Below are 24,311 nucleotides of genomic sequence, written 5' to 3'. Positions count from 1 at the left end.
TTACATGGCAGATTGGTTGATAACAGAGGGCTTGGAACCAGATGATTCGTTGGATGACACCTCAACAGGAGATTCTTCCAGAAACCTGCGATCGCTTCGGACTGGGATTCAACGTCGCAAGCTTTGGGATTATATATTTATTATCTTCGGGCTTTTGGCATTGCTAGTTATTTTATTCGTGCTGCTAGCACTAATTACTAACCTGGCTCTGACTGGTACGCCGCGCTTGAATTGGAAATTCCTTACCTCCTTTGCCGACCCAGTGCCGGAAGATGCTGGTATCCTGTCAGCGTGGGTAGGCAGCTTGCTGGTCATGTTAGTGACAGTTGTAGCAACTGTGCCCTTAGGTGTTGCCTCGGGCATCTATCTAGAAGAATATGCCCGCAAGAACTGGCTGTCAGCTTTAATTGAAATTAATATCTCAAATCTGGCTGGCGTGCCATCAATTGTTTATGGATTGCTGGCATTGGGTGTATTTGTCGAGCAACTTAAACTGGGGGAAAGCGTAATCACGGCGGGCATGACTCTCTCGCTGTTGATTCTGCCCGTGGTCATCGTGACTACGCGCGAGGCGATTAAAGCGGTGCCGAGCAGCCTGCGCGAGGCAGCCTATGCTATGGGTGCCAGCAAATGGCAAATGATTTGGGATCATCTACTACCAGCGTCGGCAGGAGGTATCCTGACCGGAATTATTGTGGGATTGTCGCGAGCGATCGGCGAAACCGCACCGCTAATTACAATCGGAGCGCTCACATTTATTGCTTTTTTGCCATTTTCTGACGAACAACCCTGGTACTCGTTTAAATGGCTATTTGCACCCTTTACAGTGATGCCAATTCAAATGTTTAATTGGGTATCGCGTCCCGAACCGGAATTCCAGCTTAACGCCGCCGCCGCTGGGATAGTTCTGGTTGGAATTACTCTCTTGATGAATGGATTAGCTATCTATTTACGCTATTATTTCCGCCAGCGCATCAAGTGGTAATAGAAATTAGGTCTAGCAGTTGGAAAATAATTACTTGAAATACTACTCCCAGAATTTTATGCAGATCTCCCAAGAAATAAGAGCTAAAGCGCAAGTCGAGAACTTCAACTTCTATTATGGTGACGTCCACGCCCTCAAAAATATCAACCTCAATGTAGCAGAGAATGCAGTGACAGCCTTGATCGGTCCGTCGGGGTGCGGTAAAACCACTCTGCTGCGATGCTTCAACCGCATGCACGATCTGTATGCTGGCAATCGCTATGAGGGAGAAATTCTATTAGAATCCCAAAATATTCTCAACAAGCACATCGATCCAATTGAGGTCAGAATGCGAATTGGGATGGTATTTCAGAAACCCAATCCTTTCCCAAAATCCATCTATGAGAATGTTGCCTATGGACTGCGAGTTAGGGGGCAGAGAAGGCGGAGAGCGATCGATGACAAAGTAGAAATGGCCCTGAGAGATGCGGCTCTGTGGGACGAAGTAAAAGATAGGCTGAAAGACTCAGCCCTAAATTTATCCGGCGGTCAACAGCAACGCCTCTGTATTGCCAGGGCATTAGCTACCGAGCCGGAGATATTACTGTTTGACGAACCAACCTCTGCACTAGACCCGATCGCTACTGCCAGTATTGAGTCATTAGTGAGCCGCCTGAAGGAAAAAGTCACCATCTTGATCGTCACTCATAACATGCAGCAAGCCTCTCGCATTTCTGACTTCACCGCATTTATGTATCTCGGAGAGCTAGTAGAATTTGATACTACACAAGTAATTTTCGAGAATGCTACCAAACAACAAACCCAGGAGTATGTATCGGGTAAGTTTGGCTGATCGATCGAGCAGTATTGATTATTTTCGTAACTTTGCCGATCGCGGCTCCGAAAAAATGGGTCGCCCGCCCATAGAGAAAACTCTTGCATTTCTAGCTAGGCAATGGGTTTAGCATCTAGACGATTTGAGCGTACCCCAAATTGTCCCCACAAATGAGTAATGCTGTGAGGTATTTTACTCTAAAACTAACTAATGCACCTGCCTCTTTCCCTGTGGATAGCTAAAGGCTAACGCTCTAATATCCTATCGACTTTGTTCTCGATCGCATTCAGCTTTCTAAAGATAGTGGGGCGATCCTCATCTAGGGATGCCAGCAGGTTAGCAATACCCAAGGTGGCTTGTCTGAGTTCGTGTCGCTCTGTCGCGGCCTCGTGCTGAGTGTCAACCAGCCGCGAAACATCACGGGATATTGCTTGCAACTCTGCACTTAAATCGTCATGACGTTGTCGGTTTAGCCGTTCGTATTCAGCCATTTCTCGATTGAACTCTAAACGTTGCTCGGCTAAATCGCGTCGAAGTTCTCCCTGAGTCTCAGCTAAACCTTGCACCGTGCGAGCCGTAGATTCAACTATTGCCTGCAACTCTTCAAAGGTCATAACTCATTACCTCCCATTAGTTCGCGTTGTGCCGCTTCGGTAATGACCCGCCGCAGCCACGCGGCTTTGTTAGGTTGCGATCGCACCACAGCATCTATTTCGGTCGAGACTCTGACCGCTAGAATTGCACTGGCTAATGGTTCGGTGCTGTCATCACAACGGGGGAGAGGCTTCAAGTTTTCAGGTTTTGGGTGTGGATTTGGCATATCTCCTAACTTAAATATTGCTGTTAACAACAATATAACAAATTGCAATTAATTTAACCAACCCGCTCCCAGAGTAGCGATCTCCCCGAGCGATCGCATACTTGCCAATGCTGTCCTTTCTCCAGGGCTTCCGCAATCAGTTGCTGCTCAGGAGTGCGATCGTTGCGCTTTGAGCTAGTAAACAGGCTGGAGATTCTGATACCCAGACTTTTGCATAGCTCAATGGATAATTTAGGTGCATAGCTGGGTAATCTGGACTCATTAGCTTTGCAAGGATTACGCTGAGAGTGAAAAATTTCTTTAAATCTATCGGATCTTTATTCTCCATTCAGTCAAATGTTTACCATTGGAAATATCGTTTGATGGATCGCGCGATCGCACGTAACAAACCAAAGCTACCCATTGTTCAAGATGAAAACAGGAAGTCAGGCATAGAGGATAACCCACTATTTCTCATCGCATTTGTGGGCATTAGTTTTGCAATCGTTTTAGGGGTAGGGAGTGTAGTCAACAACAAAAAAGCTGTCAATACAGCCAGCCCCACAGTTTCCATTTGCGTGTCACAAGGAAACTGCGATTGTAAGGACTTTGCTACACAGAGGGAGGCTCAAAAAGTTTTAGACGCTTTCCCTGACGATCCTTTCTTACTCGATAGGGACAAAGATGGACTCGCCTGCGAACGCCTGCCTTGAAAAAATGCAATGTTACAGCCCCTTTTAATAAGATCCATGTAAATGACTCCCGATTACATTCCTTTTGGAAACTGCCAGGAAAGAGGTTGCCCATAGCTGAGAACCAAGTGCATTAAAAAGCGATCGCACTCCGACAGGGCTTTAAATCTATACTCAAATCATTCACATAGGTGACGGGCTAAAACTTTTCTAATATGCCAAAAGCTGGTAGCGCAACCAAAAAAATAATTAACGATCTGCCAAGCAAGCCAAGAGAAATCCGTCTATCGGAATTGCAGCGGCTGGCAAGCCTGGGATTCACTCTAAGTCAAATCGCGCTAGTAATAGGAATCAGCGATCGCACCTTGGATAATTACCTGCAAAAAGATGAGAGGATTCGTGGAGCATGGGAATCAGGCAAAGCCATAGCGGAAGTCAAACTAGCGCAACTGGCATTCGATACCGCTATGGAAGGCGACACGACGATGATTATTTTCCTCTGCAAAACCCAATTAGGTTGGCGAGAAAGAAACCACGATGCGCACAAAATCGCGCCACAAGTACAAATTTACGTGCCAGAACAAATGTCTCTTGAAAATTGGAAGCAGGCGATCGCTCCTGAGTGAGGAGATCCTTTTTTATAAGGCGCATGCATTAATTAGATCGGCTGAGATTCCCGCGCTAGATGATGCTTCGCAATTTATACCGCATCCTCGTCCCTGCGGTGCTTAGTGGGCTGCTTGCCGTCAGTAAATAGTTTGTCAGTCGCAAAAATTGCGATCGCAAAGCAGCCAGATCGCTCCCCACCCCCGCTCACGCCGCCCCCGAGTGGGGCTTTCCATGCATTCCATATTCAATTAGCAAAGTTAAAGAAATATTGACAAAGCTGTCATTGCAATATTTCGCGTCAGATTGAAAGTGCATCTTCAGCTTTGATTGTGCCCTTGTCGGCCTACTCCTACGTGCGTTAGCCGTGGGCTTTGTTAGCGCTCCATTCCGCAGGAACGAGTAGCCTAGCGCACCAGTCCTCGCGCGTCATAGAAGTCACTTCTATTTATTAAGCTTCACTATCGCTCCGCACTGTTTGGAGTTCGCGCACTCCGCAATTTCGCTCGACCTTGTGGGTGCTACGTGCGCTCACATTTGTTTATTTGCTTCCCCTCCACTTCGTTCCGTCTCAGCGTCTATAGTTGTTGTTCTAATTCTTTCTAAAATGCACTCGTTTGTGGTGCGCTTTAACGGCTATCGTGTGCTCCATTCCGCAATGGTGTGTGCGTGTGGAATGCGTGAGTGTAGGGGAGGCGGAGCTACCCGTCAAGTCCCTAAGGGTCGCAGCTTCGCCATATTAACCTCTCTCGTTGCAGCTGGGGTTTTGCGGCGCTGCCTTCGGCTCGTGCGCCGCGTCGGTTCGCGTTAAGAGGGACTGGCGGTGGCTAACCTGATTCAGTCAGCCACGCCAGGTGCTCGACTTCTACCTGTCGGTTACTTATCAGTTTGCTCCGGCAGCTTCGCAAGCGCCATTGTCGAATTGTGGATGAGTTCTTCGATGCCTTCTAGCGCGATGATGGCAAGCAGCAATTTTTCCAATTCGCGATCGTCATCGGGATATCTCTCTGCAAAATCCCCATCCAGGCGACGCAGAGCCGAGGCAATAATGCCGATATTGCCCCCAATATCGCTCAAGTCCGTGACGATAGATTTGAGTGTTGATTCGATCATGAGTTTTCTCCTTATGTTTGCCGATAAAATTTACAACTTGAAATGCTTGCTAGCTGCCAGATACAGAGTATGGGCGGATGCTCTGATACTCTCTTCTGATAATTCCAAGCTTCCCAATTCGCCCGCGGCTGACTCATAGCAATATCGCAGTACCTTTGCTTGCTGCTGGATATATGTGGCGATCGCCTGCTTCTCCTGCGTACTTAACCCAACCGCTTCGGTTGTCACAGCATTCGGTGGGTTCTCCATCCTGACGATGTTGTGCTTGGTATTACCTTTGCTGTCCGTGCCAGCGGGTACCAATTGGACGCGATCGCCTTTGCTTAGCTGACTTGCCTCTGACTGGTTTAGCGACTTCCATATTTGACCGCCGCTTGCCAGTGTGAATAGGCAGGGATGGTAAACGTCGTCCGAGTAATTGGATTGTTTGGCTCTGCCAATGACTTCTACCGTGGCGATGTCGGGAGTAACTACCTTAGCCATTGTCTTCCTCCTCATCGTTTGCGTAGCCCAGGCGAAACAAAACGCGATAATGTTCTTCCAGACTCACTGCTTGAGCGTAGCCATATTCGGGGATATCCCGGACAACCACCCTGTAGGGCACTTCAGGGATATCAAAATCGTCGGTATAGTCCATCCATGGCAGCGGACAATGATTGACAAGTCTCAGGCTCGCAACGGCGCGATCGTTTGCTGGCAGACTCAACATAATCTACAATCCTTTTAAGTAGTTTTTACTTGCAAGGCGATCGCTTACTTCTTTCCGGGAGGGGCGATCGTCTTGCTTTATGGATATAATTATAGCGTGTAGACACGTTTATAGCAATACTTTTAGCAATTTTTGGTGACTAGATTGCGACCAAATTTGAGTACGTGTTGACTCGTGCTAGGGTAGGATTGTCGGGTTCTAATAGGAAGATAGGCAATGAGGATTATCAAAGGTGCGCGGATCGGCAGTATCGGCAAGTTTGAAAGCATCCGAGATGTGCCCCTAGCAAGCAAAGTATTTAGCCTTCGCCTGCCAGTCGATATTGATGAGTATGTGAGAGCTAAAGGTCATGAGTGGGTAAGAGAAGTTTTGCGGAAAGCGATCGCAGAGGACGATAAAGATAGTTGCGATTGATGTGTCAATCGCATGTTTATTTTTCGCCAAAAAATCGACATATTGGAGGGGATATGTTTACGCGATCGCGCGATCGCGCTACTCATAATTCCCCTCGGAGCTTGTCATAGGCATCTTTCAACCTCAGGAAACTGGCATGGCTGCCGCCACCATCGGGATGGGCTGATTTCGCCCGAGACCGATAAGCCGCCTTCAGTTGTTGCTCGGTAAACGGCATATCCAGTCCAAGCAAATCCAGGTAAGGGCGCAGGTATTCAGATCTACCCCAATGAGGCAATGGTCTTTGGGGGGTAGGGGCGCGCCAATGGTCGGCAAACTGTTGCTTAAACGTCTGGTTAGATTTGCGCTGTTGCTGCCTGTGCTTTTGCCGCCAGTCCAAGGGGGGATGTTGGCGCTGTTGCTTTTGTTGCACCTCGGACTGTTGGACAAATTGGATTTCTGCCCACGATGGCTTATAGCCAAGCTCTTGGCCGATATACTGCAATTCGTTCAGCGTGAAATCGCTGAATTGCTTTTGCAGTTGATGCCAAACCCAGCCACGCTTGTAGCCCCTGACTCTTGCGGTGTCCTTATAAATTGGCATCCAGAATGAGATCCGACTACTCATGCTTCACCACCCGCAAAAACTCCGATCGCCACCAGCCATGACCGCCATCGTCTAACTGCACCTCGAAAGTCGAGTCCTTGGGGTCAAAGCGCCGGATTGTGCCGACTTTGCCGTGATGCCGAAACCGTTCGGGGTTGCCTACGGCGATTGTTACGCGATCGCAGGGCTTAAACTTTTGTCCTGGCATCTCCCAGCGAGCGATCGCATTAAGGGGGACACGCTTTAACTTGCCGTCGGAACAAAGCACTGTCACGCGATCGCCCTCGACCTGAGTGACAGGGCAACCAATACCAGACTTACCGAAAGCGATCGCCCCCACCAAAAGGCTAGAACTCATCGGCATCTTCGATCGCCTCCGAGGTAGTGTTTTTTAAACTTTGCTGTTTTTTGTGGGTTCCACAGGTTCCAGGGGTTCCACTACCAGCAAACCCTTTGTTGTCAAGGTTCTCAACTGGAACCTCGCTGGAACCTGTCGATTTTTGGTCAGGTTCCAGAGGTTCCACGGCATTATCAAAAATGTCTTTCTGGAACCTCTGGAACCTGCTGGAACCTGAGCTAGGTTCCAGCTCGTCACTGTCTGTATGCTTTACTGTGTCTGCATTCTGGCTCACTGGAACCTGTGGAACCTCTGGAACCTCACTTTTTTCATTACTCCAAAACTGAGTAAAGACATAGACGCGGATTTTCTTGCCATCGATACGCCTACCCAGGTAGGGTTTACCATCAACACCAGGTGGTTTCAGCCAACCCTTTTTCTGCAACTCAGCAATAAGTGCATGGCGATCGCAGTCTTTGGCAACCTCAGAGTTAAACACTGCGTTAGGAACCCAGAATTCAACCTCCTTTTCAAAAGGATCTAATTTGCGGTAAGCCAACAAATTCCTGACAGTTTGAGCGTCTTTGCTGTCAACTTTGTAAATGCGATCGCTATGCTCATTTGACACAAACAGATGCTCGATACGCTCCAGGGCTTGTTTGATTTCGATAGAGCCGTCGCCGCCACGAGCGTTAACCCAATCATCAAACATGGTTTTGACAGCCCAATTGCACTGCTCGACGGGGAATGGTAGCAACCCGTAACTATGGGCAAGGTGTAGGGCGACCTGTACCAGTGCAAAACGCTTTGCAACTCGACTGATAGCTGCATCCGAGTAGTTTGCCGATAAGTCACCAGCGATCGCGAACAGCTCGTTAGTCAGTCGCTTAGCAAACCCATCAAGCTTTTTATCCTCAACCAATTGAGTTAGGTAGGCATCGAGCGCCGTCCCGTGCTGCTGTTTGACCGCTCGCTCTAATGCGTTGACGAAATCTACCGGAGTTTCATAACCATGAATTGACTCGAATACCCCATATTGCGAGTTTTTAGGTATCGCGGGTAGGTCTGGTAGCCTGACCTCTTGACCACCTTTGAGCGAGATACCAGCCTGTTTCAAGTAAGCTGCGAGTCCAACCTCACCACTGGATAGAAATAAAAGTTGCCAAGTTTTCACCCTTGCTGAGGTAAGGTCGCGCCGCATCCGAGCTTTTCCTTGACCGTTTGCGAGCATATAGACTTTTGCGCCCACATCCTTGGGTTCGTCTTGCCCGATTTCGTCTAACATACAAGCCAGGTGGTTGGAAGCTGTTGCAGTACTCTCCAGTCCGTTAGTAGTCGTTCGCCAGTGTGGAAGCTCTTTTATGCCAGCAACAGAGGCTGCGACATTCAGTGCCGTAGTCTTACCTTGAGAAGTGCCGCCTACCAAGTGAAAGCCACCAGACTCCATACCTACGATGACCAGTAGTGGACCGGCAAAAGCCACGCCCTTCGCAAAGATGAGTCTTGAGTTATTCGCACATTTTGCTGCCACCTCGGAGCGCCAACCATCAAGAGTACCTTTAATCTCGAAGGGGCAATCTTGGGATGGTTCTACGTCCCTGAATCGCAGTGTTTGATCGCCGTAAGTTTTGTTGGGGAGAACGAACGACCCGTTCAGCCAACCAGTTGACTCGGTCACGGTGTAAGTCCGATTAACCTCGGTGCCTAGCTCAGTCAGGTATCTGGCAAGTTTTCGCTTTTGCTCGTAAACCAGCCCATACCCGCGACCTAGCAATTCCCCAATTAGAGTACCGCTGTCTGCACCCAACGCGCGTCTAGGCATTGTCCACCGGCAAAGGTGCCCCTGTTGGTTCTTGAACTCAAGCAGGAGCGCCGCGCCATCACCATCCGGTGAGTTGATGTAGGCGATCGCTTGCAGGTGATTGCCTATTCTGGTACGAGATCGCTGAGTATTGCCATCATCGTCTTTTTCGTAGCTTTCCCAGACCAAGCCCTGCTCTGGCGTACTCCAGAAATGGGGCTTACCGCCTTCAAACTTATCCGAATCGGTAGCTTGCGGCTGTTCGGGCGATCTCTTACCGGGCATTTGCTGAATGGCTTCTAGCACCTTGTCTTTGCTCAGATTATTCTCAAGAATCCAATCTCTAACATCTAATCCACCGGATTCAGGCAGCCATTCAGGTAGCCAAAAGTCAGACTCAGGGTAAGGTCTGAGCGTTGCCGCCATCGGGAATATTTTTTGGTATTTGGCGGCTTTCCTTATTCCTGGCTCGTCTTGATCGATGCAGATGACCAAACACGATTCATAGCCACTTAACAGCTTTTTGATTCGCGCTGGTTTCAGCGACCTACCAAATGCGATCGCTGGTACCCCCCGCTGCCATAACTCATCACACGTCATCTCGCTCTCGTCAATTAGTAATGGCAGAGTCGGATCTGCTTTTAACGCGGCGATCGCTTCGGCATAACGATAAGGCAGAAGTGAAGCGCTATCGACTCCTTTAGGTTCCCACCAGTCTTTCTTTTTGACAGAGCCATCGTTTTGCTTCTGATAAATCCTGACCTTGGTACAGGCCACCTCACCCGATTCATTTTGATAGTCAAACCTATATGTTTTGCCTGTAGGTCGGTGATCGGGATTTTTTCGAGGCTCTAAGTTGGGAGTAATCCACTTACCCCAGTCCATCGGTTCTGAGATACTACCAATCCAAATGTAATTGCCTAGTTGCTCGCCCTTGACTCGACCATTAACCTCGGAATGGCAAAGCACCAAACCACCATCCTGGCTAATTCGGCAATCCCCATCTTTAACGCGATCGCAAATCGGACAAGGGTTAGTTGCACTTGAATAGATCCATTTTTGGGTGCGATTAATCATGCCACACCTCCCACAGACCGATCACACCTACAACAGAGCAATTTGCCGCGATAAATGTATGCACGCCTGCAGCCGCAGTGCTTACATGGCGGCGAAATGCCGACTGAGCGGATATTTTGCGACTGAGGGGTTGAGGGGAATAAGTTTAACTGCTCGCACCTAGCCAGAGCGCGATCGACTTTGATGCTCGACCATTTACTCCAGGGCAAAAGGGTCAAAAGCTCGACACAGAGAGGGATTGAGGCTTTGCGATGATTGCTGAGCTTGTTCAGCGATCGCTCATTTGATAGACTAATACCTATAGATTTAAGCTCTTGCATAAATTTATTCCAATAATTTTGTTGAGCGAAGCGATCGCTACCTGTGACGGGCGATCGCTTTTTGCTATTTGCGCGTGGGAAGAGTAAGCCGACTACTGACAAATGCCAGAAATTGTTCGACTATATGAAGGCAATCAATCATTAATCAAACTCCTCAGTTTGAGTGGTTGGTTGATCGAACTGGCCGATCGCTTTACTTTTCGAGGGTAGGAGCGATCGGCTTTGAGTTTTGGGAAGCACATGGTTAAGCGCCTTCCTTTTTAGGATCGATCAGCGCTTGGATGTCAGAAAGTCGCCAAACTGTCGTTCGCGGACCTAACTTTGTCGGCTGCGGGAACTTACCCGTTTTAACCCCCAACCACCAGGTCGAGGCGGAAACGGGAACTATTTGCAGAACCTGGCGAAGTCTGAGGGCTTTGTCACCATACAAGGACGATGTCATATTTCGTTTTATTTAGTACGTCTTAAAGACTAGAACGTCTGATTTGAAAATTGGCCGATTTCAAAAACCGTTTTCCGATTTCGTTAAATCGGTTTTTGATTTGCCCTCTGTGTCTGGGTTTTGAGGCTCCTCAGGATGTCTTGGATACCGATTTCCGATTTGACGAAATCGGTTTTTTATCTAGATTTTTGAGTTCTGCTAAAATCCCTAAAACAACTTTCAAATCTAAATTCTCATCCGCTTGCTGACTGTTAAGCTCCTCTAAAATTCCCCGGATCTTATCGTCTCCGAGTGTTTCACCAGATCTTGTAACCATCCCTTCAAGAACCTTTGCAATTCCCCACTCAGTCGGTTCTATGCCTGCATTTTTGAGTAGCCCTTTTATCAACCTCAAATAGGATTTGCGCACCCTTGTGTGCAAAGGCTTATCTTCAAGGTCTGGGGTAGTTGGCTGAGTATTATCCGCTCGCATCGCTTTAAACAAAAATTTCGGCTTTACTCCCTTTTCTTTGGCCATTTTTTCCAAATCAGTACGTTTGACTTTGCGAGTGTCAGCGGGTTCATCGCCCTGAACCACCATAAATCCATCATGGATAGATAGTACTTTCCGAGGTTTAGCAAATCTATCTAAATACTTTACAATCGCATCCATCATCACTCTGAGTTTTGCTGGGCAGGATCTCAATAGTTTTTCATCCGGCTCAATTTCCAGCCATAAGCAAGCCGCCTCAAATATTGTGAATTCATCATCCTCTAAATCCCAAGGCGTCCAATTAATTGTCATGGCTACCAGCCCGCAGCTCGTCTAAGTAATCCGCCCAGCGCTGCATCATCTCTTTACGCTCTTCCAAGTGTTGAGTGCGGTTGTACGCCCTACCTAACGGGTCTTTGACTACGTGACCTAATTGATGTTCGATCAAGTGTGGTGGGAACTTCAAAACCTCATCCAGTATCGTTCTGGCAGTAGCTCTGAACCCATGTCCAGACATCTCTTCCTTGGGGATATCTAGATTGCGTAATGCTGCCAAAACGCCATTCTCACTCAACGCCCTCAGGCCAGAACGCGCACTAGGAAAAACGTATACTCCTTGCCCTGTCAATTGATGTAACTCTCTGAGAATTTCCACCGCCTGAGTTGCCAGGGGGACAATATGCGGCTGTCCCGTCTTGCTTACGAGGAATCTCCATTCGCCATTATCTAAGTCCATATCCTGCCACTCGGCATGTCTCAGCTCGCCAGGCCGGACAAACAGCATGGGTGCTAAACGTAGGGCGCACTTCACGACAAAACTACCCTGATAGCCATCCATTATTCGGAGCAACTCACCCAAGCGCTTTGGATCGACGACAGCGGCATGGTGATTACTTTTCGGTACTGGGGGCAGCGCACCTCTCAAGTCAGCAGAAATATCGCGCTCCGATCTTCCCGTGGCGATCGCGTAACGAAATACCTGACCGCAAATCTGTAGTTCCCGGTGCGCAGTTTCCAATGCCCCTCTCTCCTCAACTTTGCGCAACACGGCTAGCAGCTCAAGTGCCGTGATTTCACCAACAGGTTTATGCTTTAGCCACGGGATTAGATCTGCTTCGAGTCGCCTGATAACTGTCTTGGCGTGGCTTGGCGACCAGTTGGGTGAAAATCTCAGATACCATTCTCGCGCCACACCCTCAAAAGTATCGGCTCCCAGTCGAGACACCGATATTTTTGCAGCGTTCCTCTGGGCGATCGGGTCTATGCCAGATTTAATTAGCTTGCGGTATTGGTCTCGTAATTCCCTCGCCTCTTTTAGCGAGAGATCGGGATAAGTTCCCAGGCTCATATGCCTGTCTCGGCCTTCAAACCTGAACTTAAACCCAAAAAAACGACTGCCCTTTGGATTTTTAGCAGGACGCACTTCAAAAAACATGCCACGCTCGTCATACAAACGATATGGTTTCTCCCGTGGCTTAGCATTCTTAATCTGAACCTCAGTCAGCATAGGGTACAGCCTTTCCTCAATTGCTATCTGTAACCTATTTGTACCCTGGATTAACCTAAGATTTCATCATATCGTATCGGACTATATTAGACCATAAATATGCTGAAAGCTTCCTGGTAGAAGCTTTTTCGGACATTATCGTATTGTATTGGATTATCTTATGATGGGTCGCCCGGGATTCGAACCCGGAACTAATCGGTTAAAAGCCGAGTACTCTACCGTTGAGTTAGCGACCCAATTTTGCGCTTACCAAGCATAACACAAGTTTTGCATGCACCTCAAAAAAATTTTTGACGGCTTTGACAGTGCCGAAATTCTTAAAATAAAGAACTGGCTGCCAGAACCATTAGCCCCAAAAACACGATCGCAGAGCTAAGTACGTTATTCCACAGTTGGTGGTAGCTAACCAGCGTTTTTGCTTTAGATTTAGGATTCTCCAGGATAGGCTTTAAGGTAGAAAGATCGATCGCGGAGATCTCGCCGCGTCGGAACCAACCCGTTGCCAGGACGGACTCTCCCGCTAATATTTCCATTTGCTGGATAATTTGGCCGGGATCGGCATAGAGGGTTTTGAGGTTAGGCAGGTAGTTGAGGTAGATCGAGCCGGACTGATCTTCTAGTTTAAGCGTGTAGCCCAACTGCAAGTCGTGCCTGCCATAACCCAATAATTCACCAGGAATTTGTACTGGTTGACCGCATAGCGTGCTGGCATAGGGATCGACGAGCAGGCCGACCAGATCGGTATCTGCCACTTTGCGATAGCTGGGATATCTCAAGCTACCTTGAAACATAATACCTAAACCCAACCCAACAATCGATAGGCTGAGGGGCAGCCAGTTGTTGTACAGCCAGAACAAAGTGAAGGACAATCCTAAACCCAACGACAAGCCCGTGTAGGGAGCGGTTTGAATTAGTAAGTCGCGTCGGAAATTCCGATGTAACTTAGGGCGATCTAGCGATCGCCCTTCACTCAAAATCAGTGGAAAATCGTATTCACTGGTTAATCCTAATTGTTTAACATAACTAGTTAGCTGCTTGATGCGACGACCGATGAGCGCGTGCGTGGAGTGCCATTCCAACCAATTTGCCCAGGGATTAAACAGTTCCCACAAAAATACTTTATACAAGTTATGTTCGGATTGCCCCGCATAGAGAATCTCAAATGCCATGCCAATTGGGATAGCAGTTTTGTAGTCGCAGGTACCCAAAGCGCGGGTAGACTCCAATAACCGACTGGTGGGCTGACCTAATTGCGTTTGTTGCACTAAACCGCGTGCGATTTTAGTTAATGCACGGGTCATGGCATTGGGATTACCAGTTAACTCAGCCGCAGTGCGATCGCAGAGATAGCTACTGGTGCGAGTAGCCAGCAAAACGATATAGTTACCAAAGTTGTAGATTCCATTAGCGATCGTGGCGATGAGTCGCAGGGCATTTTTGGCGCGCCTGGCTCTGAAACTGAGACGACTGAGCCAAACATGTAATAGATAAATCAGTTGGGCGGGGGCAGTGGCAAAAGTCACAATCGCAAAGCTCAAGTTGCGAATGCGACCCAGTTGATAGGCATAGACGGCGGCAATTTCATCATCATCCAGAATTTGTAGCAATCCCCGACTAACTACGATCCGGGCAGAATTGGGCAGGATACCGTAGATAAAAGCAACCGGGTTTCGATCTTCAATCAAACCTAGTCTCGGTATATCAATATTTTGCAGTTCGCAAAACTTCTCAATTACAGTAACTGCTTCCGGTGCGATTTCGTCCAGGTCGGCAAGTGTGACCCACTGCGTGCGGTGGTATTGCTTCTGCGCGATTTCGACAATCCAGGGCGACATAAAAAATAAAATCGTACCGAGTACTATCGTGCTAATAGTCGCGGCAATTAGCCAACCCGTAGTAAATACCAGCGACACTAAACCAATCAGCCATAGATGTATGCCAAAGATAATGCCGACGACGAGCATGATGGTTACAAATGCTGCCAGGATGTAGTACAACCTGAATTTAGTGGCAAGTGCTAAAGTAACGTTGCCCTTGCGATAGCGATTGGGCTTGGACTTCACCACTGATGCCACGTCGGGATTAGATTTAATACCAGAATCGGGAGCTTCTTCCAGCGCTGCCCTCAGGGTAACCAAAGATTTTCTCGACCACTGTTGTAACTGCGGATCGGGGTTTTCTTGCAGTTGCTCGCAGATCGCGATCGCTTTATCAGCCCGCCCCGTGCGTTGGTAGGCCGACACCAGCCACATCTGCGCCTGAATATACTCTTTAGTGCCAGGATCGGGGCTGTCTTGACAGTATTCCAGCAAAATTGCGATCGCTTCGGTGTAGCGCTTGCGCAATAGTGCTTCCTTAGCAGCTTTAAGTGACATATCGATCGCCCTTGTGTATTCCCTATATTCTGAGGTTAGCTTTGTCTAGTGCGATCGGCAATAGGATCTTGCATTTCCTTGTAGCATGTTGTAGCATAAACAAATTGAGATGTAGTGACTGAATAGAGGTTATTACTCTGGTAGTCTCTTTCCCAAAAGATGCTGCTGAACTTATACTCCTATAGCGGTTTTCAGATTCGGAAAGAGTAGGGGGGGGTGGGGGCAACGCCCCCAAGAAGGGGTGGAACCCCTTCACTCCGTCAATAAAACCTGTTCTCAATTAAAAAACGCTATACTTCTCAATTCTCAATGTCAGGAGTCAAAGATTATGCCCTACGAAAATTTAAATATATCCACACCTAATCCCGTACTGTCCTGGGCTAATCACGACCTCGGGCATGATGAGATGAAAATGGCGAGAAACGTCGCCTCACTACCCTTTGTTTTCAAACACGTTGCTTTGATGCCCGACGTACACTTGGGTAAGGGAGCTTTAGTGGGTTCCGTAATTGCTACAAAAGAAGCGATTATCCCAGCGGCTGTGGGAGTTGATATTGGATGTGGGATGGCTGCTGTAAAGACTCCATTTAAGTCTACTCAACTGGAAGGTAAGTTGAAGAAGATTCGTTTGGATCTCGAAGCTGCTATTCCGGTGGGATTTAATGAAAATAAGGAGATCGAGAAGGCGGTAACGAACTGGCAGGGTTGGAGAGACTTCAAAAACCTGCATCCCGGCGTGCGCGATCTAGAAGGTAAGGCGCTGCGTCAGATGGGTTCGCTCGGGGGCGGCAATCACTTTTTGGAAGTCTGTCTCGATGCTGAAGACCAGGTGTGGCTAATGCTGCATTCAGGATCGCGCGGCATCGGTAACGTGATGGCGCAATGCCATATCAACACTGCCAAAGATCTAGCCAGACTATCCGACACTTCTCTTCCCGATCCGGATCTAGCCTACTTTGTCTCCAATTCCTCTGCATTCGATGCCTATTGGCACGATCTGCAATGGGCGCAGGACTACGCTCACTTCAATCGCGACGTGATGCTGGCACGCTTTAAGAAAATTATCGAGAAGCACCTTGCCGGTGGCAAGCCCACCAGGGCCTTGCTGGAGGTAAACTGCCACCATAACTATGCCGAAAAGGAGATGCACTATGGCGAGGAAGTCTACGTAACGCGCAAGGGTGCCGTCCGCGCTCGCGAGGAGGATTATGGTATCATCCCAGGCTCGATGGGAGCGAAATCTTATATCGTCAAGGGCAAGGGCAATGCGGAAAGCTATTGCAGTTGCAGTCACGGCGCAGGTCGCCTGATGTCGCGCAACAAGGCCAAAAATCAATTCACACTGGATGACCTGATCGCACAAACAGCAGGTGTTGAGTGCCGCAAGGATGAGGCGATTATTGACGAGATTCCTGGAGCCTACAAGCCCATCGAGCAGGTGATGAGCAATCAGGCCGATCTGGTGGAAGTGGTGGCAACGCTGAAGCAGGTCGTTTGCGTAAAGGGATAATAAGCTGTAGATAGATCTGTTAGGACGGGGAGGATGCATCCCAGCAGGGGGGCTAACCCTGCATCCTGTCCTAAGCCTATTGTTTATGGCTATATATTCCCAAATTTGATTTATATCAAAAAAAGCCTCTTTACTTGTCTATGTGTAAAGGTTTATGCTTTAAGACATAGCTAAATCAGGAAGGCGATGTGAATAGAATTAATTTTAGGATTGGAAATCACGATATACAATTAGCTTTTAATTTAACTGGTCAGGAATATGTCTACTACGACAACGACATAGTTTCTAAAAAACTGAATTTTTGGATATCATCCGCTCACCATTTTGAAGTAAGTGAAGACAATGAAATTATTAAGTACGATATTATCTTGAAGCCAGGCTTATCGGGCTTAATGAACTGCACTATCAAGCGGAATAGCGTTCTGATTAAAAAGGATGTATTTAGTCTAGCAACACCAGGGATACTAGGAATATTTTTTTTCTTTATTGGCTTGGCTTTAGTCAGTCGACCAATATTTTCAATTTATTTTTCAAGCTACACGAGCTTATTTATCGAAAGATACTATGAAGGCGACTTAACTATATTTTACATCGATCAAGGAGTAGAGTTTGTTTTTGGAATTTTATTTCTTATCTTTGCATTCTTTTTAACCAAGATTTTAGTTAGTTTCCCAAGACTCCTTACTACAGTGTTATGGACTCGCATAGGGTTGATGATAGCTGCATCTCCTTGGGTATTTTCAGACTTAATGCAGGAACAATTATTACCTTTAACTAGAAAATTATATATCATAGCTTTAAGGGTAGGGTTTATTTGGCTTTTTTGGGCTCTCTTAGAAAATTCTAAAGCAGTATCAAAAATGCTAAGATCGCAACAATCCTTAGGGGTGTGACCATAATTTGATGTAGGGATTAGAGGGAGAAACCATAGCGATTGATATTAGACCAGAATTGCTGCCAACGACCTTTGGTATAAGTCAAAGTTCTAAGGCTCAAAACGATAGAAGCACCCCAATCTTTCCATTTCATGCCAGCCCCTCCCAAGCGAGCCTTAATAATTACTTTGCAAGCAGCTTCGGTGACTCCGGAACCGATTGGTAAATTAGAGGAGATGGCTTCAGCATAAAGCATTTGATGATGATGATTGCGAAAATAAGTAATAGCATCTTGAAGTCCTTGAATAATGGATTGAGAAACTCTCTTGGGTTGAATGGTTTGTATTTCTGCAAGTAACCTCGAAGCCCCTCCAAATTCATGTTTAAGGTCATGACAATGGGTATCCATCCAAGCTTTTTGTGCCTGCTCGTTACGTGGATGAAGAGCCTTAGCTGCTTTGTCTAAATACTGGGTGGCATGGTAAAAGTCCAATGTTTGGGTGTCGGTTACGGTATTTAGAAAAGTCCAGTTTTCGGGAGCACCATCGGCTAAACCTTGATAATGGGCATTGGGATACAATTGCTTGACAGTCTCTACTTCCCGTTGCAGTCGTCCTAAAAACCGCTCACGTCCATATTCGGGGGTGGCAGCTATGTAAGTTGTGTGTTGCCTGTCCCCTGATTGGTCATACAAGCTAATCGTACCCACCATTGCTTGGCGATAGCCCTCACCACATAACAACATACAAGTACCATCTAATCCGATACTCACTGTCGGAATTGCTACCTCTAGTTTTGGTGTTTGGTAAGCCCAGTCCTCCTCTTTGCTCAGCGCGATACTGCCAACTGCTTCGGCTAATGTCTGTACAAATGAACGATGTACTGTGATTCCATGATTCTCGCGTAAGTCTTCAACTAACCTCACGCTACTCATTTCTGCATATTTGTGACTGATCTGCTTCGCTAATCTTGGTGTTGAAGTGATGATGATCCTTGCCTCTACTTCCAATGGACAGTATGTTGCCCCTCCTGTACTCGCTTGATAAACATGTCGACTGATGCTGATGTTGCCATAGGGTGTTTGATATGTTTTCGCCTGTTTCCCCTTGCTCGTCCAGTTTTTTCCATCCACTTCTATCGGCAATCCATCCGTATCTAACTGTTTTAGTGCTTCTCCACTCGCTACCGTCCCTGCATCATTTAACGCTGATTGAATGCTTGTTTCCGTCTCTAAAAATGATTTGCTGTATGGTATCGTAATTTGAAGCGTTACAAATTTCTCATTACTCTCGATTATTGATGTACTCATGCTTTAATCTTTCTCTTAATTCCTTACCCCTACTGATTAACCTTATCAGCTTTTGTCTTTTACATCAAATTTTGGTCATGCCCATCCTTAGTAAAGTAATTGCGATGATTGATTATAGTTGCTTAGAGAAATCATTGGCAGATCGAGAATGGCAAAATGCTGATGAGGAAACATGTCGTAAGCTAGTCGAAATCTCAGGAGTGAATGAATTTCGAGATCTATATCCTGATGAGCTTAGAGCCTTTCCACTGAATGAACTTATAGCTCTTGATCGCCTGTGGCAAAACTACAGCAATAATTGGTTCGGGTACAGTTCGCAAAAGGAAGTTTGGGAAGATTTAGGAAATCCCAATATTTATTGGCCGTTCCCATCATATAATCAAGAAGAAATTTATCAGTTCGATCGGTGTTTCCTTAAACAGCTAAGATGGTTCAATGGATTGAATTATAGCATAAATTATCATTTTAACAATCCTAAATCAGTAGCAAAAGGATATCTCCCATCTTATCCAGGGCATAGAGGGAACCCCCCATGCTACATGCATATCACTAGAGGTTTAAGCTGGCGATGGCAATGTCTTGTCTTAGAGCGAGACTTGAGTGGTAAGTAAGCATAGTAAACTAATCGACTAGGACAGAGCGAGGTTATCTGTTGAGAGAGAAAGTTGGTTGCCATATGGTTGGCTCACTTGCTAGGTTGAATGAATTTACTCAAAGTAGAAATTAGATAATGCATCAAAAACTCTTTAGTGCACTCGATCGATTTGTCATCCTGAGTTCTAAGCATCAAGAAGAGCTTAGCAAGTTAGTTAAGCGACAAGAATTACCTAAAAATGCAGTTCTACAGGAGTTGGGTGAGACATCCAACTACTTGCACTTTGTAGAAGAGGGAACGGTAAGGGCAATTTACTATCAGGATAGTAAGGAAATAACGGCATGGTTTGGATTTGCAGGGGATTTTGTTAGTTCTTTTTACAGTTTTGTATCGCGCAAGCCTAGTCCTGAAAAAATTGTAACTATTTCAGACTGTAAGCTGATTTCGATTAGCTACGAAACTCTGCAATTTCTGTATGAAAAAGATATTATTTGGAATAAGCTGGGTCGTTTAATAACCGAAAGATATTATATGGAATGTCAAGAACGTATACTTTCTCTACAATCGATGTCTGCCGCCGAACGTTATGATAATGTGCTCGATCGGCGTCCAGATATTCTAAAAAAAGTAAAACTCGGACATCTCGCTTCTTATCTAGGCATGGCACAAGCAAATCTTAGCCGACTTCGCTCTACTTGGCAGAATCGCCAGCGTATAAACAACTAATCATTCCAAATTGATTTTTATCAAATTTGATTTTTATCAAAAAGAACCTCTTTATTTATCTGAGTGGGCGAATTTATACTAGGTGACACCGATAAATGATAAGGCAATAAAAGATGTTTTACGACCCCGATCTATTTGACTTCACAGACACTCTGGTAAAGCAGTGGAAAGTAATTCGAGATGAATATTTAGCATTACCACAGGATATCTTTGACCCTTGGGTACAACGCGAGATGTATCAAGGTGATTGGAGGGTATTTGGACTTTTTGCATTAGGGAAGCGAATTAATGCAGCGTGCGATCGCTGTCCGCAAACAGCAAAAATTTTAGAAAGCATTCCTAATCTAACCTTGGCAGGATTTTCTCGCCTAGCACCGCATACCCATATTGAGGCTCACACAGGGTGGGCTAGGAACGAATTTCGTTTGCATCTCGGCCTGGTTGTTCCTCCAAATTGCACGCTCAGAGTTGGAGAAGAGGTCAAGCATTGGCAAGAAGGTCATTGCTTAATCTTTGAGGATACAACGGAGCACGAAGCATGGAATGATTCTGATTTAGTACGCACAGTGCTGTTGCTAGATTTTAGCAAACCAGGTTTAGAAATCTTTTTCGAAGAGATTTCGGGAGCATCTCAACTTTGCACTGAGTAATAATGCTTAATATAGATGGGTAGCCAAAAGGGGGAAGAAATCAGAAGATAGGAATACGAGAAACCAACCCCAAGGAGAGCAACCATGACTCCAGAGCAGGAAAAAGAAATGCAAGCGCACGTTCAAGCTATTGCCGCCATCCTTTATCAGAATACACCATCGGAACAACTAACCAGCTTGGAAGGGATCGAAATCGCTGTGCGGCAGCAAATCCTCGAACATGTCAGCCCAGAAATAGGGAGTTTTTTATCCGCACAGTTACGGGCACAGAAGCAGGACGCCGCAGGCGAGTGCAAAGCAGCATCGGACAGCTCCACCTCACGCAAAAGCAAGCGCAGAAGCTCAAAGTAGCCCCCTATAGCCAGGTGAGCCCGTATGTGGAAAGATGTAGCCTGATCTTGAGTGCGAATGTATCCTACGAACAAGCCGCCAAAGACTTAGCCATGTTGATGGGAGTGCAAATATCGCGCAGTACACAACAGCGCCTGGTGCATCGCCATGAATTTAGCCCCCTAGAGGTAGAAGAGTCGGTCGAGGAATTAAGTGTCGATGGAGGCAGAATCAGACTGCGCACGCCACTTGGACAGCCAAGTGAGTGGAAGGACTATAAAGCTGTGAACTTGCATGGACAAGCCATATTTGCCACATTTCAAGATAACATTGCCTTAACAGACTGGGTAAATCGACAGCCTTTAGCAGATATGGTTACCTGTATTGGGGATGGACATGATGGGATTTGGAATATTATTGCCCAGATCTCTATACCTGATAGTCGCTATGAAATCTTGGACTGGTTCCATTTGGTGGAAAACCTGCATAAAATTGAGGCTACAGCTCAACTTTTGACTGGGGTCGAAGCTTTTTTGTGGCGGGGTAATGTGACTGCAGCTATTGCTGAGCTCAATCACTTAGCTAGTCCTCAGAGCATCAATTTTATTGCTTATCTGCACAAGCATCGCCATCGTATTCCTGATTATTGGTATTTCCAAACCGAGCAGATTTGCTCTATTGGTTCTGGCGCAGTGGAATCTGCTGTTAAGCAAATCGCTAGACGCATCAAAATCTCTGGCGCTCAATGGAACCGTGATAATGTGCCACAAGTCCTCAAACACCGTTCTGCTTACCTTAATGGCTCTCTTAACCTTGCCTTGCAAAACTGAGATGCTCCCAATTTTCCAAGCTATGCGATCGCTGACTTGTTCGATGCGTAACTAACTTTACCTGCTTTTAGGCGATCGTTGGCTTGGATCGGTTTTTCCATAGGATAAACTTTGCCCCATACCAAAATAGAGCTACATAGTCATTTAGTCTAGACTAAAATTTGGCCTAAATTTAGCAAAAATGTTGGTACTTTTTGACCTGTTCTGGTAGCTGTTGAAAGGTGCAATACCAGTCTAGAAAGCAACCTGGGTATGGATGTCAAGGCTTTTGTAGTTAAGTAGAATGCGGTCAGAGAGACCGTAACCATTAGCAACCTGAAGACCTTTAAATCTAGTCTCTAACCATTATTTTAAAGGGGTTTCACGATATCAACACATATCAAGAGATATCAAAATTTATCAAAATTTTCGCTATAATCGGTCATAAAAGTGGTCACAATAACTTGGGCTTACAAACTTCAGACATAAGGGAGTTCCACAGTTTTTTATGGACAGACTCGAACAAGCCAATGCGCGCCTACGCGCTGGAAAGATCCGCTTACGTATTGAACAAATCGGCGATCGCCTTGTTCTACGAGGTACATTGCCACCAAAACCAGAAAGCGAGCTGACTCGTCCTTCCCGACAAAGAATTTTTCTAGGGGTAAATGCCACAGCAACGGGACTCAGCTTTGCGGAGGCCAAGGCTAAGGAAGTTTCGGGGTTGCTGGATCAGCAACGCTTCGATTGGACACCTTTTCTCAAATTTGATGACCAACAGACTGAAAAACTAGCAATTGTCGATCTGATTGGTCAATTCAAGACTGACTACTTTGCTAAAGCCGATCGCTCACCTGTGACATGGCAGAAGAACTATGACGAAGTATTCAAGCGTTTACCCCATGACAAGCTTCTCACCGAGCGAGCGATTATGGATCTGGTGCTCAGTACCAAACCTGATACGCGCACCCGTCGCCGATACTGTCTTGCCCTGCGATCGCTTGCTAAATTCGCTAGTGTCCCTCTCGAAAACGATCTCAAAGACTATATTGGCAATTACTCGCCCAGAAAAGTACAGCCTCGGGATATTCCAACCGACGATCTAATACAGGAGTGGTTTCACCGCATTCCTACTCCTAGCTGGCAATGGGCATATGGCATACTGGCAACTTATGGCATCAGACCTAGCGAACTAGCATTTCTCAACTTTGATGATATGCCTATCCTGAATATTACTGATGGGAAGACAGGTGATCGCAGAGTCTATCCTATTTATCCTGAATGGGTGGAGATTTTTGACCTGAGCAATCCCAAACATCCAAAAGTTCAAAAGCCAGGTAACGCTGCCAACAGACAGTTCTGGAAGTACAAAGTACCTTTTGCTCCTTACGATCTGCGCCATGCGTGGGCAATTCGTTCGATGGAATTTGGACTGCCAATCGAATTGGCGGCTCAGCAAATGGGACACTCAATGGCTATCCACAGCGAAACTTATCATCGATGGATCAGCGATCGCCATCATGCTAGAGCCTATGAAACGATCATGCTTCGACCTGACAGACCGCGCCCACCACAGAAAAAAGATGAAAAAGTTGGAAATTCTGCACTAAATAGCTGAAAACTATTGTCATAAAACAAGATATAGCTTTATGATTGACGTACAGTTTTCAATATCGTCTTTTTATGAAAGTTGTAGCAATTTATAGAGCAAGTTGTTCGAGTAAGGCGCGATTCCCTCTGTATATGTGCCCCGTCCCTGCGGGTTCCCCTTCCTCTGTTGAGGATTATATTGAGGATGAGATCGACTTGAAAGATTTCATCAAGCATCCTGATAAGACATTCCTCTTGCATGTAGCTGGTGATTCGATGATTAATGCAGGCATCAATCATGGCGATATGCTGATGGTAGAGCAAACCACTGAGCTGATGGAGCTTGATATTGCGATCGCTGTTGTCAATGGTGACCTCACCGTTAAGCAACTTAAGTGGGAGAATAATGGGATAGTACTGTTGGCAGCAAATCCTAACTATAAGCCTCTACGTGTCAGTCCAGATGACGACTTTCATGTTTGGGGAGTAGTCATCAGAGTTGTGCGTGACTTGCCAAGAGGAACGAAGCTGCTTGGTCAGCCCTAGACATAACTTAACCGAGCTAAAACATGCGGTCAGGCGATCGCTTGCTGTAAGTCAAATAAAAGTCATATAAGATCTGCAAAGTGTAATGCTTGCCGTATAAGGACTGTACAGATTGAGACGGTCAGTCTTGCGTTTGGATTTAGCACATTAGTCAAATAACAGTCATATAAAATCTATGCCCCAAATGGCACGTACTTGGCATGTTTCCTTGATTCGTTGTCTGGGGCGCTATTGTTATGCTTGAACTCTACCCACTCGGTTTCATTGGGTAGTGCAAGTAATTCTTGCAATAGTGTTAGTGTCATGAATTTTTCAAGGTGAG

At 46.4% G+C, this 24,311-nt stretch carries 27 protein-coding genes and 1 tRNA gene; 13 read left to right on the top strand and 15 right to left on the bottom strand.

What is annotated here, in order from left to right; translation table 11 throughout:
* The first annotated feature begins 4 nt into the window (after positions 1–4).
* Both pstA and pstB read left to right on the top strand, forming a co-directional pair.
* Positions 5–985: a phosphate ABC transporter permease PstA gene (gene pstA / locus PSE6802_RS0122450; protein WP_019502281.1), complete on the top strand. Its 981-nt coding sequence runs from the start codon at positions 5–7 to the stop codon at positions 983–985.
* A 58-nt stretch (positions 986–1,043) separates the two neighbouring features.
* Positions 1,044–1,817, top strand: a complete 774-nt coding sequence (pstB, locus tag PSE6802_RS0122445; RefSeq protein ID WP_019502280.1) for a phosphate ABC transporter ATP-binding protein PstB — start codon at positions 1,044–1,046, stop codon at positions 1,815–1,817.
* A 227-nt stretch (positions 1,818–2,044) separates the two neighbouring features.
* Here the strand turns inward: pstB and PSE6802_RS30010 are convergent, their stop codons facing one another.
* Both PSE6802_RS30010 and PSE6802_RS0122435 read right to left on the bottom strand, forming a co-directional pair.
* Positions 2,045–2,413, bottom strand: a complete 369-nt coding sequence (locus PSE6802_RS30010; RefSeq protein WP_019502279.1) for a hypothetical protein — start codon at positions 2,411–2,413, stop codon at positions 2,045–2,047.
* On the bottom strand, positions 2,410–2,619 hold the full coding sequence (locus PSE6802_RS0122435; protein ID WP_019502278.1) for a hypothetical protein: 210 nt from the start codon (positions 2,617–2,619) through the stop codon (positions 2,410–2,412). Before PSE6802_RS0122435 ends, PSE6802_RS30010 begins: the two co-directional genes overlap by 4 nt.
* 287 nt (positions 2,620–2,906) lie before the next feature.
* Between PSE6802_RS0122435 and PSE6802_RS0122425 the strand changes: the two genes are divergently transcribed.
* Positions 2,907–3,311 (top strand): excalibur calcium-binding domain-containing protein, encoded by a 405-nt coding sequence (locus tag PSE6802_RS0122425; protein WP_225902699.1) that lies wholly within the window; start codon positions 2,907–2,909, stop codon positions 3,309–3,311.
* 194 nt (positions 3,312–3,505) lie between these two features.
* The gene (locus tag PSE6802_RS30005) at positions 3,506–3,916 is read left to right on the top strand and encodes a hypothetical protein (RefSeq protein ID WP_019502275.1); all 411 of its coding nucleotides are present in this window, start codon (positions 3,506–3,508) and stop codon (positions 3,914–3,916) included.
* A gap of 856 nt (positions 3,917–4,772) precedes the next feature.
* Here PSE6802_RS30005 and PSE6802_RS0122415 read toward each other — a convergent pair.
* Genes PSE6802_RS0122415 through PSE6802_RS0122405 form a run of 3 tightly spaced genes read right to left on the bottom strand, consistent with a single transcriptional unit; the run spans position 4,773 to position 5,718 of the window.
* Complete coding sequence (locus PSE6802_RS0122415) at positions 4,773–5,009, bottom strand: hypothetical protein (protein WP_019502274.1); 237 nt, start codon at positions 5,007–5,009, stop codon at positions 4,773–4,775.
* A 30-nt stretch (positions 5,010–5,039) separates the two neighbouring features.
* Positions 5,040–5,492 (bottom strand): hypothetical protein, encoded by a 453-nt coding sequence (locus PSE6802_RS0122410; protein ID WP_019502273.1) that lies wholly within the window; start codon positions 5,490–5,492, stop codon positions 5,040–5,042.
* Positions 5,485–5,718 (bottom strand): hypothetical protein, encoded by a 234-nt coding sequence (locus tag PSE6802_RS0122405; RefSeq protein WP_019502272.1) that lies wholly within the window; start codon positions 5,716–5,718, stop codon positions 5,485–5,487. Before PSE6802_RS0122405 ends, PSE6802_RS0122410 begins: the two co-directional genes overlap by 8 nt.
* 216 nt (positions 5,719–5,934) lie before the next feature.
* On the opposite strand from PSE6802_RS0122405, the gene PSE6802_RS0122400 reads away from it, so the two are divergent.
* Positions 5,935–6,132 (top strand): hypothetical protein, encoded by a 198-nt coding sequence (locus PSE6802_RS0122400; protein ID WP_019502271.1) that lies wholly within the window; start codon positions 5,935–5,937, stop codon positions 6,130–6,132.
* Positions 6,133–6,214: 82 nt separating this feature from the next.
* Here PSE6802_RS0122400 and PSE6802_RS0122395 read toward each other — a convergent pair whose 3' ends face one another.
* The 8 genes from PSE6802_RS0122395 to PSE6802_RS0122360 all read right to left on the bottom strand — a co-directional run bounded on the left by PSE6802_RS0122395 (position 6,215) and on the right by PSE6802_RS0122360 (position 15,049).
* Positions 6,215–6,739 (bottom strand): J domain-containing protein, encoded by a 525-nt coding sequence (locus PSE6802_RS0122395; RefSeq protein WP_019502270.1) that lies wholly within the window; start codon positions 6,737–6,739, stop codon positions 6,215–6,217.
* A complete protein-coding gene (locus PSE6802_RS0122390; protein WP_156815630.1) occupies positions 6,732–7,076 on the bottom strand; it encodes a hypothetical protein in 345 nt (114 codons plus the stop codon). Before PSE6802_RS0122390 ends, PSE6802_RS0122395 begins: the two co-directional genes overlap by 8 nt.
* The gene (locus PSE6802_RS31425; RefSeq protein WP_019502268.1) at positions 7,066–9,933 is read right to left on the bottom strand and encodes a DUF927 domain-containing protein; all 2,868 of its coding nucleotides are present in this window, start codon (positions 9,931–9,933) and stop codon (positions 7,066–7,068) included. The genes PSE6802_RS0122390 and PSE6802_RS31425 overlap by 11 nt, the downstream gene beginning before the upstream one ends.
* A gap of 564 nt (positions 9,934–10,497) precedes the next feature.
* The gene (locus PSE6802_RS32215; RefSeq protein ID WP_071592316.1) at positions 10,498–10,695 is read right to left on the bottom strand and encodes a helix-turn-helix transcriptional regulator; all 198 of its coding nucleotides are present in this window, start codon (positions 10,693–10,695) and stop codon (positions 10,498–10,500) included.
* 130 nt (positions 10,696–10,825) lie between these two features.
* Positions 10,826–11,479, bottom strand: coding sequence for a hypothetical protein (locus tag PSE6802_RS0122375; protein WP_019502266.1), 654 nt, complete (start codon positions 11,477–11,479; stop codon positions 10,826–10,828).
* Entirely contained in the window at positions 11,469–12,674 is a 1,206-nt protein-coding gene (locus tag PSE6802_RS0122370; protein WP_019502265.1) for a tyrosine-type recombinase/integrase, read from the bottom strand. Before PSE6802_RS0122370 ends, PSE6802_RS0122375 begins: the two co-directional genes overlap by 11 nt.
* Before the next feature lie 164 nt (positions 12,675–12,838).
* Positions 12,839–12,910, bottom strand: a tRNA-Lys gene (locus PSE6802_RS0122365).
* Between the two features lie 81 nt (positions 12,911–12,991).
* Positions 12,992–15,049: a M48 family metalloprotease gene (locus tag PSE6802_RS0122360; RefSeq protein WP_019502264.1), complete on the bottom strand. Its 2,058-nt coding sequence runs from the start codon at positions 15,047–15,049 to the stop codon at positions 12,992–12,994.
* Between the two features lie 328 nt (positions 15,050–15,377).
* Here PSE6802_RS0122360 and PSE6802_RS0122355 point away from each other — a divergent pair, with 328 nt between their 5' ends.
* Together PSE6802_RS0122355 and PSE6802_RS0122350 are read left to right on the top strand one after the other, a co-directional pair.
* Positions 15,378–16,559, top strand: coding sequence for an RtcB family protein (locus PSE6802_RS0122355; RefSeq protein ID WP_019502263.1), 1,182 nt, complete (start codon positions 15,378–15,380; stop codon positions 16,557–16,559).
* A gap of 188 nt (positions 16,560–16,747) precedes the next feature.
* Entirely contained in the window at positions 16,748–17,452 is a 705-nt protein-coding gene (locus PSE6802_RS0122350; protein WP_019502262.1) for a hypothetical protein, read from the top strand.
* Between the two features lie 19 nt (positions 17,453–17,471).
* Here the strand turns inward: PSE6802_RS0122350 and PSE6802_RS0122345 are convergent, their stop codons facing one another.
* On the bottom strand, positions 17,472–18,743 hold the full coding sequence (locus PSE6802_RS0122345; RefSeq protein ID WP_019502261.1) for an ISKra4 family transposase: 1,272 nt from the start codon (positions 18,741–18,743) through the stop codon (positions 17,472–17,474).
* 104 nt (positions 18,744–18,847) lie between these two features.
* Between PSE6802_RS0122345 and PSE6802_RS0122340 the strand changes: the two genes are divergently transcribed.
* The 6 genes from PSE6802_RS0122340 to PSE6802_RS29995 all read left to right on the top strand — a co-directional run bounded on the left by PSE6802_RS0122340 (position 18,848) and on the right by PSE6802_RS29995 (position 23,989).
* Complete coding sequence (locus tag PSE6802_RS0122340) at positions 18,848–19,354, top strand: GUN4 domain-containing protein (protein WP_162139235.1); 507 nt, start codon at positions 18,848–18,850, stop codon at positions 19,352–19,354.
* Positions 19,355–19,473: 119 nt separating this feature from the next.
* On the top strand, positions 19,474–20,064 hold the full coding sequence (locus PSE6802_RS0122335; protein ID WP_019502259.1) for a Crp/Fnr family transcriptional regulator: 591 nt from the start codon (positions 19,474–19,476) through the stop codon (positions 20,062–20,064).
* A 113-nt stretch (positions 20,065–20,177) separates the two neighbouring features.
* Positions 20,178–20,714, top strand: coding sequence for an aspartyl/asparaginyl beta-hydroxylase domain-containing protein (locus tag PSE6802_RS0122330; RefSeq protein ID WP_019502258.1), 537 nt, complete (start codon positions 20,178–20,180; stop codon positions 20,712–20,714).
* Between the two features lie 84 nt (positions 20,715–20,798).
* A protein-coding gene (locus PSE6802_RS0122320) for an ISKra4 family transposase (protein WP_156815358.1) occupies positions 20,799–21,874 on the top strand; the annotation gives its coding sequence in 2 pieces (ribosomal slippage) (positions 20,799–20,954 and positions 20,957–21,874; 1,074 coding nt in all).
* A gap of 487 nt (positions 21,875–22,361) precedes the next feature.
* Positions 22,362–23,471, top strand: coding sequence for a site-specific integrase (locus tag PSE6802_RS35010; RefSeq protein ID WP_019502257.1), 1,110 nt, complete (start codon positions 22,362–22,364; stop codon positions 23,469–23,471).
* 125 nt (positions 23,472–23,596) lie between these two features.
* Entirely contained in the window at positions 23,597–23,989 is a 393-nt protein-coding gene (locus tag PSE6802_RS29995; protein WP_019502256.1) for a LexA family protein, read from the top strand.
* 173 nt (positions 23,990–24,162) lie between these two features.
* Here PSE6802_RS29995 and PSE6802_RS35520 read toward each other — a convergent pair whose 3' ends face one another.
* Entirely contained in the window at positions 24,163–24,294 is a 132-nt protein-coding gene (locus tag PSE6802_RS35520) for a hypothetical protein (RefSeq protein WP_263970390.1), read from the bottom strand.
* Between the last annotated feature and the right edge of the window lie 17 nt (positions 24,295–24,311).

It is taken from the genome of Pseudanabaena sp. PCC 6802 (genome assembly GCF_000332175.1).
GTDB lineage: Bacteria > Cyanobacteriota > Cyanobacteriia > Pseudanabaenales > Pseudanabaenaceae > PCC-6802.
Note: the sequence above shows the minus strand (reverse complement) of the source record. Positions and strands in the feature narration are given on the sequence as shown.